The following is a 10,278-nucleotide window of genomic DNA, read 5'->3' as shown; positions in this document are numbered from 1 at the left end:
CCCCCCCCCCCCCCCCCGCCCGACTCAGCTGCGGTGGGCGTACAGGTCCCGCAGCACGGCGACCTCGGCGAGGTGGTGGATCAGCTCGCGGTTGATGTGGGCCACCAGCGCCGCGCGAGGGCGCTGCGCGTAGGGCCCTTCGGCGGGGCCGCAGGGGACCTGCAGGTCCTCCTCGCTCCAGGCCCGCACGCCGCTCATCCAGCGCTCGTACTCGCGGTCGAACTGGGCCAGGGCCTCCGCGGCGTTGGTGGCGTAGTCCCAGGTCATGTAATCGGCCTCCGGCCCGTCGAGGTGGGCGTGGCTGCGCACCGCCAGCACCCCGACGATCAGGTGGCCCAGTCGCCAGGCAATGGTGGTGAACGGTGCGGGCTGCGGCTCAGGGAAGGCGAAGTCGATCACGGTGTCCCCCGCGCCGCCCTGGATCGCACCCTCGGGCAGGTCCTGGTCGGGCAGGCGCGGGTGGACGGTCCAGGCCCGGCCGCCGCCGGCGGGGTCGTACAGGTACTCCTGGTCGGTCAGGCCCTCGAGTCGAGGGCGTGCGGCGCCGAGGACGTGCTGGTCGATCTGCTCGACGAGCTCGGCGTGGAGGCTGACGGCGGGCTCGCTGCTGGCGGGATTTCTGCCGGCGGGTTTGGTGCGGTCGGTGGGTGACATGGCGGGTCTCCTCGGGTGGTGGTGGGTCGTCTGTGGCGGTCGGTCGTGGGCGGGGAGAGGTAGGGGGCGGCGGCATTGGCAGCAGGGTTGGCGGCAGCCGGGTGGGGAGGGCGGTCACCAGCCCGCCGGTGGCCAGGTCTCCCCGTCGGCCCGGGCGTTCAGCTCGTAGGCGCCCTTGCCGTCGATGGACTCGCGGATGATGTCGGCGTGGCCTGCATGGCGGGCGAACTCCTCCACCAGGTGCAGTGCGCACCAGCGCACGTTCCACTTCTCCTCCCCCGTGAACCAGGGCGCCTCGGGGACCGGCACCAGGACGTCCAGGTCCGCCTCTCGGATCACCTGGGCCACCTGCTCGGCGGTCTGCTCGAGCTCGGCGATCAGCCCGTCGGCGTCATCCTGGGGACGCAGCGCATCCGTGACCACCCCGGCTTGCTCCTGCTCGGCGTCACCGGAGGAGTCCGACGGCTCGGGTACTCGGGAGCGGATCGTGAGCACGTAATCCGCCGCCACCCGGATGCAGTGGCGGGCCAGGGTGCCCAGGTCGAATGCCGAGGCGCTGGGCCTGGCGGCCAGCTGCTCCCGGGAGAGTCCCTGCAGGGTGGTGGCGAGCTGGTGGAGCTGCTGGCTCACGAAGGTGGCGAGCGCATCGCGCTCGTCGGTCACGTCGGCGGTGAGGAACGGCATCGGTCTCTCCTTCGGTCCGCGGTCAACGGCCGGCAGGGCCGACGACCCGGGGGGCTGCTCTGCGACCCGGATGGGCCGCTCGAGGCACACTCTCCCGGCTGGTGCGGACAGTTTCTGTCCTCAGAGTGCGGCAGACTCCTTCCATGAGCGATGTGACCCGGCGTGCCCTGCGGTTGCTGTCCCTGCTGCAGTCGCGCAGCGTGTGGACCGGCCCGGAACTCGCGGCGGAGCTGGGCGTGACCACCCGGACGGTGCGCCGGGACGTGGACCGGCTGCGCGAGCTCGGCTACCCGGTGCTGACCTCGAACGGGCACGGCGGCGGATACCAGTTGGGGGCAGGCCGGGAGCTGCCCCCGCTGCTGCTGAGCGAGAAGGAGGCGGTGGCGGTCGCCGTTGGCCTGCGCCTCACGGCGGCCGCCGGGATCGAGGGATTGGACCAGGAGGCGCTGCGGGCCCTGGCCGCCCTGGAGCGGATCCTGCCGGGGGCGCTGAGGGCAGAAGTGGGGGCGGTCAGTGAGGCGATGGGTGTGGTGGGGCGAGCCCTTCCGCAGGTCAGCTCGGATGTGCTGTTGGAACTGGCCACCTCCGTGCGGGACCGGGTGCGGGTGCGGTTGGACTACCGGCGCGGGGACGGGGAGCGCTCACAGCGCCGGCTGGAGCCCTACAGGGTGCTCGCGGTGGACGGCCACTGGTATCTGTACGCCTGGGACCTGGACCGCGAGGACTGGCGCACCTTCCGCCTGGACCGCATGGCTGAGGTGCACGCAAGCACCTTCGGCTTCACTCCGCGCGAGACCGGTGACGTGGAGCAGGCCGTGCGGGAGGCGATCGCCGTGAGTCCCTACCCGAAGGAGGTGACGGTGCGGGTGCACCTGCCGGTCGAGCAGGTGAGCGCCATGGTGCCCGCCCGCGCCGGCACCCTCACGGCCGACGGGCCAGATGCGTGCCTGCTGCGGGCGGGAGGCAACGACCTGCGCGGGATCGCCCTGCACCTGACCTGGATGGATGGACGGATCGAGGTGATCGACCCGCCCGAGCTGCTGGAGCAGTTCACGTGGATCGCACGGCGGGCGGGTGAGGTGGCGGGCGACGTCGACGGTGCGGACAAGGGCCGACGGCCGGATGAGCCGGGGTCAGGGTGAGTCGATCAGGTCCCGCATGATCTGTGACGGGGTGACGCGGCGCTGCCGCGGGCGTCCCCTGAATGGGCACCCGCCCTGGGCGTGTCAGATGGTCTGTGTAAGCCGTACCGAGAGGAACGGTAAGAATCATGACCATGACCGACGAGAAGAACCCAGGCGAGCCCTCGGGCCAGGACCTGGTCGAGCAGCTGAAAGCCTCGGGGCAGCTGGCCGCTCTGTTCGCGCAGATCGACGCGGGCGGCGTCGAGCTGACCGGTGACGGCGGGTTCGTGCCCGCGCTGGTCAAGGCCGCGCTCGAGCGGGGCTTGCAGGCCGAGCTGACCAGCCATCTGGGCTACGAGAAGGGCTCGAGCGAGGCGCCGAAGCACGCCAACTCCCGCAACGGGACCACCCCGAAGACCGTGGAGTCCGAGGTCGGGCCGATCGAGCTGGACGTCCCGCGAGACCGGGGCGGGTCGTTCACCCCGCGCCTGGTGCCCAAGGGCCAGCGGCGGCTCGGGGGCCTGGATGACATGATCATCAGCCTCTATGCCGGCGGGATGACGATCCGGGACATCCAGCACCACCTGGCGAGCACGATCGGCACGGACCTGTCCCACGAGACGATCTCCAATATCACCGACGCGGTCAGTGAGGAGGTCCTGGCGTGGCAGACCCGGCCGCTGGAGGAGTTCTATCCCGTGATCTATCTCGACGCAATCCGGATCAAGATCCGAGAGAACAGCCAGGTCCTCAACCGTGCCGCCTACATCGCCGTCGGCGTGGACCTCGAGGGCATCAAGCACGTGCTGGGGATCTGGGTCCAGGACACCGAGGGATCGGCGTTCTGGGCCCACGTCTGCGCGGACCTGGCCAACCGGGGCGTCAGGGACGTGCTGATCGTCTGCTGCGACGGCCTGAAGGGGCTCCCAGAGGCTATCGAGGCGACGTGGCCGGACTCGATGGTCCAGACCTGCGTGGTCCACCTGATCCGGGCAGCGATGCGGTTCGTGGCCTACTCCGACCGCAGACAGGTCGCCGCCGCGTTGAAGCCGATCTACACCGCCCCCAACGAAGAGACCGCGAGGAATGCTCTGGCCGATTTTGAGGCCTCCGAGTTGGGGAAGAAGTACCCGTCCACGGTGGCGACCTGGGCGAACTCGTGGGAGCGGTTCACGCCGTTCCTGCAATTCCCGCCGATGCTGCGCAAGGTCATCTACACCACCAACAGCATCGAGTCGTTGAACTTCCAGCTGCGGAAGGTCACCAAGAACCGCGGGCACTTCCCCTCGACGGACGCGGCAGTGAAGCTGTTGTGGCTGGCGATCTGCAACATCGAGGACAAACGCGCCCTGGAGCGGGAGAAGGAACGTGGCAAGCCCGCCGACCAGCGTCGAGCATCCGGCCGGCTGGTCGAGGGCCAGGTCGTCACCAACTGGAAGCAGGCCCTCGCCCAGCTCGCTGCCGCCTACCCCGACCGGATCAACCCCTACCTGTGACAACCCCGCTTACACAGACAGATTGACAGGCCCCCCGCCCTACCGCTCGTTCGGGCCATTGCTGGATCGGACCCCGGATCGTGGCGGTTCTCCGGTGGATCCCCAGCATCGGGGCGTACAAAACCACCATCCCTTTCCGCCCAGCACCTGAAAGGAACCCCATGCGCATCCCACGAGTGCTCGCGGTCGTCCTGGCCGGCGGTGCCGGGTCACGGCTGGACGCCCTCACCGACCACCGCACCAAACCGGCGGTGCGAGTGGCGGGCAACTACCGGTTGATCGATGTGGCCCTGTCCAACCTGGCCAACAGCCACGTGCGCGACGTGTGGGTGGTGGAGCAGTTCCTGCCGCACGCCCTGAACGAGCACCTGTCCAACGGCCGGCCCTGGGACCTGGACCGCACCCACGCCGGACTGCGGATCCTGGCCCCGTTCACCGGCGGCACCGGGGAGGGCCTGCCCGAGGGCAACAGCGACAGCCTGTGGCACTTCCGCAGGCAGATCGCCTCCTTCGAGCCCGAGCTGGTGCTGGTGATGAGCGCCGATCACCTGTTCACGCTGAACCTCACCGACGTGGTGGACACCCACCGGGACGCCGGCGCCGACCTCACCATCGTCACCACCCGCCACGACGGCGACGCCAGCCGCTACGGCGTGGTGAAGGTGGGCACGAAGGGCGTGATCGAGGAGTTCTGGTACAAGCCGGAGGAGCCGCCCACGGACATCGTGGTCACCGAGACGTTCTGCTTCGACGGGCCGGCCCTGCTGACAGCCCTGGAGGAGCTGGGTGGAGAGGACGGCCTGGACGACTACGGGGAAGACCTGATCCCCCACTTCGTCGAGAACCACACCGTGGTCGAGCACCGGCTGGAGGGCTACTGGCAGGACATCGGCACCCTCAGCGCCTACTGGCGCGCGCACATGGAGCTGCTGGACGGCTCCGGCGTGGACCTGGACGATCCCGAGTGGCCGATCTTCACCGCCCCGCCGCAGCTCGTGCCCGCACGAGTGGGCAGCAGCGCCGACGTCGCCGAGTCCATGCTGGCCTCCGGCTCGGTGGTGAAGGGGGTCGTGCGGCACAGCGTGATCGGCCCGTCGGTGCAGGTCGAGGAGGGTGCCCACCTCGAGGACTGCGTGGTGCTGGACGGGGCCCGCATCGGTGCCGGCGTGCACCTGAGCGGGTGCATCGTCGACGAGGGCGCACAGCTGGAGGGCCCCATGGAGGTCCGCACCAGGGACTGCGTCACCCTGATCAACGGTGCCGGCGAGGTGGTGCGCACCGAGCAGGTGGGGTGAGCGCCGGCGGTCGGGCGGGGTCAGTCCTGCTGCTCGCGCTCCCGTCCACGGGCGCGGGCGACCAGGTCGTTCGCACTCATGATGACGCCGGGGGCGAGGAACGCCTGCGGATCCAGATCCGCCCGGGAGCGCACCATGACCACTGCCGTCTCCCCGGCCAGCAGGGTGTGCAGCTGGGTCTCGGCCACCGCGTCCGGGTCCACCTTGTCGACCAGCACGCACAGATCGCGCACAGTGCCGGAGGCGCTCACGATGATCTGGTACCCGTCATCGACACGGCGGACCGTCGCCTCCACGGCGTCCTCGGGAAGGGCGCTGTCCTTGTCCTCGGCGAAGAAGTGCACGGTGCGGCCATGGCCCTCGGTCGACTCCACCACGAGCACTTCCCGGTCCGCGTCCTGCGGGGTGGCGAGGTCCTCCGGGATCCGCACGGATGCCACGCTGCGCGGAGGCACTTCGACATCGATCTCAGTTCGCGCCAGCACCTGGCCGGTGTGGTCCTGGCGGCGCAGCAGCAGGCGCGAGTCGAGCTGCTCGTCCGTGTCGTTGCCGACTGAGACGATCTCGCCGTCCTCACGCGGCTGCACGGTGATCAGGACGGGCGCGTAGATGTCCCGCAGGGCGTACCACAGCAGCTTGCGGCGGCCATCGCCGTCGACCGCGGCCCAGCTGGTCACGGGCCAGCAGTCGTTCAGCTGCCACACGAGGGTCCCGGCGCACACCGGCCAGTGCGACCGGTAGTGCCCGATCCCGCAGATCAGGGCGCGGGCCTGGTTCAGCTGTGTGGTGAAGTGGAAGTCCTCGTAGCCCACCGGCGCCGGCACGTGGGCAGCGAAGCCGCGGTACAGCTTGTCCTGGCCGCCCGAGGCCTTCTGGTGCGACAGCATCGTCTCGGAGTCCTCGCGCAGAGGGCGCTCGCTGACCATCCGCTCCACCGTGGCGTAGTTCGCTGCCCCCTGGTAGCCGAACTCCGCGGAGAAGCGGGGCACGTTGTCGCGGTACCGGGTGTAGTCGTTGTCGTCACCGCTCCACCACGCCACCCAGTTGTGGATGGTTCCGTGGTCGGGGCTGCCCGGCTTGGAGACGTCCCCGCGGGAGTAGGGGCTCGACGGAGAGTAGCTGCGGGTCGGGTCCAGCTCGGCCATCAGTGCCGGGAACAGGTCGAGGTAGTACCCCAGGCCCCAGGCCGCACCCTCCTCGAGCTTGTCCTTCCACCCCCACGTGTAGTAGCCGATGACGTTCTCGTTCGAACCGTTCCAGTGCACCAGGGAGGGGTGCCAGGCCAGGCGCACGATCTGCTCGCGCGCCTCGGCCTCGATCTCGCTGCGCAGCGGCTCCTGCTCCGAGTAGGCCGCGCAGGCCATGGCGAAGTCCTGCCACACCAGGATCCCCAGTTCGTCGCACAGGTCGTACAGCACGTCGGACTCGTACAGTCCGCCGCCCCAGACCCGCAGCGTGTTCATCCCCGACTCGACGGCATCCATGATCGATCGTCGGTAGTCGTCCGTGGTCAGGCGCGTGGGGAAGCAGTCCTCGGGGATCCAGTTGGCGCCCTTGGCGAGGACGGGCCGGCCGTTGACCGTGAAGGTGAAGCTGGTGCCGATCTCATCGGGCTCCTCGACCACGCGGGCGGTGCGGAAGGCGATGCGGTGCTCGGTCCGGTCGAGCTCCGCACCCTCGCCGTCACGGATGCTGATCGCGATCCCGTAGAGGGGCTGCTCACCGTAGCCACGGGGCCACCACAGCTCAGGATGCGGCACCCGCACCCGCACATCCGCGCCGTCCTGGTCCTCGGGGATCCCCCTGGTCGCGGTGGCGGCCACGACGCCGCCGGCGTCCGTGATCTCCACCTCGACGGCGACGGGGGCGGCGTCCCCTGCCCGCTCGAGGCCCACGGCGAGGTCCACGAGGCCGTCCTCACCGTCGAGGGTGACCTGCGGGCGCACGGATCCCAGGCGCGCCGTCGACCACTCCTCGAGGCCGATCGGCCCGGCGATGCCGCTGGTGACCAGCACCGGCCCCCAGTCCCAGCCGAAGTTGCACGCCATCTTCCGGATCGCGTTGTAGGGCAGGTCGTTGCCGCTGAACGGCATCTCACCGAGCACCTGGATGTTCTCCCGGGCGGTGCGCAGCGGGGAGGCGAACAGGATCTCCAGCTCGTTCTCCCCCTCGAGGAGGTGCTCACGCACGTCGAACCGCCAGGAGCGGTGCTGGTTCTGGACCTGCGCCACGAGTTTACCGTTCAACCTGAGGGTCGCCGCGGTGTCCAGGCTCCCGGCGACCAGATCCGTCCGCTGAGCGCCCCGGTCGCTCCAGGTGAACCGTGTGAGGTACCGGGCGTCGACCTCGCCGGTCCAGGCCAGGTCGTGCTCGTTGCGGTCGAGGTACGGGTCCGGGATCAGGCCCGCGCTCAGCAGGTCGGTGATCATGGTCCCCGGCACGGTCGCAGGGACGTCGCGCGCCTCGAAGGGGGCGGGGCCGTCGACGATCGACAGCGTCCAGTCGTCGTGCAGGGGGCGGTGGGTGATGCTCACTGATGCTCCTTGGGTCGGGATGGTCGAGCGTAGTCGGGTGCCGCGCGGCGTCAGTGCTCCTCGCGCTCCCCACGGCCCATGCGGTGGCCCTGGGGGCGCACTGCGGCGAGGTAGCCGAGCACGTGGCGGGCAGCTTCCTGCATCTCGCCCAGGGTGAGTCCGTCCTGGGCCCGGTGGCTCTCCAGGACGCCTTCGTCCCTGACCGGCTGCTGGCTGTGGATCGAACCGGGCATGAGCACGTCGACTCCTGCGCGCACGCGGTAGCCGCTGTCGTGCAGGGCCGGGAAGTCCGGGTCCTGCGCCATCCGCATCCACCAGTCGGTCATGACCAGACCTGTGAAGCCCCACTCGCCGCGCAGGATCGAGGTGATCAGGTCGTAGTGGTAGTGGCCCCATACGCCGTTGATCTTGTTGTACGAGGTCATGATCGCCCACGGCGAGGACTCGCGCACCATCAGCTCGAAGCCGCGCAGGTAGATCTCCCGCAGTGCCCGCTCCGAGACCCGCACGTCGACCTGGCTCCGCTTGAACTCCTGGTTGTTGCAGGCGAAGTGCTTGGGGCAGGCGGCCAGTCCCTGGGACTGGATGCCGTTGACCTGGGCCGCGCCCGTGAGGCCGGAGACCAGCGGATCCTCCGAGAAGTACTCGAAGTTGCGGCCGCACAGCGGGTCGCGCTGGATGTTCATACCGGGGCCGAGCAGGATGTCCGACCCCTTGCGGGACATCTCCTGGCCGTGCCGTGCGCACAGCTCCTGGACGGCCTGCGGATCCCAGGTGGAGGCGAGTGCGGTGCCGCAGGGCAGCAGGGAGGCGTACGTGGACAGTCGGATCCCGGAGGGCCCGTCGGTGGTGATCGCGGGGATGACCCCGCGGTCACGCAGCGCCCTGCTGACACCGCCGAGGGCCCCGGCGTTGCCGGCGGCACCCAGCGGGCTGTCCATCGTCACGTCGCCGTAGGTGAGGTCGGCCAGCTCGCGGGGGGTGAGGGTGGCGATGAAGTCGTCCAGCCCGGCGGTGCCCTCCAGGACCTCCTCGAAGGTGGGCTCGTCCCCGACGGGTGGGTCCACGGCCTCGGGCAGACGGTCGAGGATGCGCTGCTTGAGCGAGGTGGTGCGGGTGGGCACGGGTGCGTACCCGATCCGAGGGTCGCCGTTCTCGTCGTGCTCGAGCACGATGCGCTCGAAGCCGTGGGCGGGATCCACCGCGGCGGCCTCCTCGAGCTGCTGGACCACGCGCAGCTCGGTGATGTCGACACCGCCGGCGTCATGGGCGCTGCGCACGTCGTGCCCGACATGGAAGCGGTAGCTGCCCGCCTCCAGCACGTAGGCGCTGCGGTGGCCGGTGGCCCCGGCATCGTCGTAGGAGGCGAGATCGGCCCAGGCAATGGGCAGCTCCATCTCACGGCTCTCCCCGGGGGCGAGCTCACCGGTGCGGCCGAAGGCCGCGAGGGCGCGCAGCGGCTGGGACAGTTCGCCGGAGGGCTTGTGCACGTACACCTGCACGACCTCGTCCCCGGGACGGTCGCCGATGTTGGTCACGCGGGCGCGCACCAGGATCGTGCCCTCATCGGCATGGACACCGGTCGGCTCGATGTCGAACCGGGTGTAGCCGAGACCGGATCCGAAGGGGAACAGCACCTTCTCCGGAGCGAAGGTCTCGAAGTAGCGGTAGCCGACGAACACGTCCTCGACGTACGCGGTGACGTCCGCATCGCCGAAGTGCCCGGCGGAGGGGTGCTCCTGGTAGCGGCGGGCGAAGGTGGCGGTCAGCCGACCACCGGGTTCGACCGCGCCGGTGAGCACGTCGGCCGTGGCACGGCCGCCCTCCATCCCGCCCGCCCACGCGATCATCACACCGTCGAGCGGGTAGTCCTGCGTCCAGCTGAGGTCGATCACGTTGCCGCCGTCGACGATCACGACGGTGCGATCGAAGGCGCCGGTGACCTGGGACAGCAGCGCATGTTCGGCATCCGTCAGGTAGTAGGAGCCCCCCGCCAGCTCGGCGTCGCGGTCCTCCCCCGCAGCGCGGCCGATCACCACGACGGCGGCCTCGTTCCGGCCGGCGGCCTCGCGCACCGCGTCGTCATCGAGCGGCATCTCGGGGTAGTGGCGCGGCCAGGCACCCCAGTGCTCGCCGGGGTCGGCGCGGTTCTGCTCGCACCAGGCCTCGTACTGCTGGGCGAGCTGCAGGTCCACCTCCACCCTCCCGCTCTCGCGCAGGGAGTCCAGCAGATTCGTGACGTACGGGGGGTTCACGTCACCACCGGAGCCGTAGCCCACCGCGATCCAGTCCTTCTGGATGCGTCCGAACAGCGCGAGGCGGGTGCCCGCGGCGAAGGGCAGCACGTCGTTCTCGTTGCGCAGCAGCACCGTTCCCTTCGCCGCCATGGCGCGGGCACGGGCGACGAGGTCGGGGTCGACGCTGCGGTCGGTGTCCGCTGCAGCGCTGGTGAAGGACTGGGACAGCAGGCCGTCGGTCATGGCACCCATTG

Annotated in this window: 7 protein-coding genes; 3 read left to right on the top strand and 4 right to left on the bottom strand. The window is 70.1% G+C overall.

Annotation, left to right across the window (positions count from 1 at the left end):
- Nucleotides 1-24: 24 nt before the first annotated feature.
- Together M4D54_RS09065 and M4D54_RS09060 are read right to left on the bottom strand one after the other, a co-directional pair.
- Nucleotides 25-654: a DinB family protein gene (locus M4D54_RS09065; RefSeq protein WP_193864925.1), complete on the bottom strand. Its 630-nt coding sequence runs from the start codon at nucleotides 652-654 to the stop codon at nucleotides 25-27.
- A 114-nt stretch (nucleotides 655-768) separates the two neighbouring features.
- Nucleotides 769-1,338 (bottom strand): DinB family protein, encoded by a 570-nt coding sequence (locus M4D54_RS09060; RefSeq protein WP_259891034.1) that lies wholly within the window; start codon nucleotides 1,336-1,338, stop codon nucleotides 769-771.
- 143 nt (nucleotides 1,339-1,481) lie between these two features.
- Here M4D54_RS09060 and M4D54_RS09055 point away from each other — a divergent pair, with 143 nt between their 5' ends.
- The 3 genes from M4D54_RS09055 to M4D54_RS09045 all read left to right on the top strand — a co-directional run bounded on the left by M4D54_RS09055 (nucleotide 1,482) and on the right by M4D54_RS09045 (nucleotide 5,253).
- A complete protein-coding gene (locus M4D54_RS09055; protein ID WP_259891032.1) occupies nucleotides 1,482-2,480 on the top strand; it encodes a YafY family protein in 999 nt (332 codons plus the stop codon).
- A gap of 134 nt (nucleotides 2,481-2,614) precedes the next feature.
- Nucleotides 2,615-3,958, top strand: coding sequence for an IS256 family transposase (locus M4D54_RS09050; protein ID WP_259891031.1), 1,344 nt, complete (start codon nucleotides 2,615-2,617; stop codon nucleotides 3,956-3,958).
- Between the two features lie 161 nt (nucleotides 3,959-4,119).
- Nucleotides 4,120-5,253, top strand: a complete 1,134-nt coding sequence (locus tag M4D54_RS09045; protein WP_259891030.1) for a glucose-1-phosphate adenylyltransferase family protein — start codon at nucleotides 4,120-4,122, stop codon at nucleotides 5,251-5,253.
- A gap of 20 nt (nucleotides 5,254-5,273) precedes the next feature.
- Here the strand turns inward: M4D54_RS09045 and M4D54_RS09040 are convergent, their stop codons facing one another.
- Nucleotides 5,274-7,787 carry a glycosyl hydrolase 2 galactose-binding domain-containing protein gene (locus tag M4D54_RS09040; protein WP_259891029.1) on the bottom strand — a complete coding sequence of 838 codons (2,514 nt, stop codon included), beginning with the start codon at nucleotides 7,785-7,787 and terminating at the stop codon, nucleotides 5,274-5,276.
- 50 nt (nucleotides 7,788-7,837) lie between these two features.
- On the bottom strand, nucleotides 7,838-10,267 hold the full coding sequence (locus tag M4D54_RS09035) for a glycoside hydrolase family 3 C-terminal domain-containing protein (RefSeq protein ID WP_259891028.1): 2,430 nt from the start codon (nucleotides 10,265-10,267) through the stop codon (nucleotides 7,838-7,840).
- Nucleotides 10,268-10,278: the final 11 nt, after the last annotated feature.

The sequence above is a fragment of the Brachybacterium sp. p3-SID1565 genome (assembly GCF_025143785.1).
GTDB classification, from domain to species: Bacteria; Actinomycetota; Actinomycetes; order Actinomycetales; family Dermabacteraceae; genus Brachybacterium; species Brachybacterium epidermidis.
Note: the sequence above shows the minus strand (reverse complement) of the source record. Positions and strands in the feature narration are given on the sequence as shown.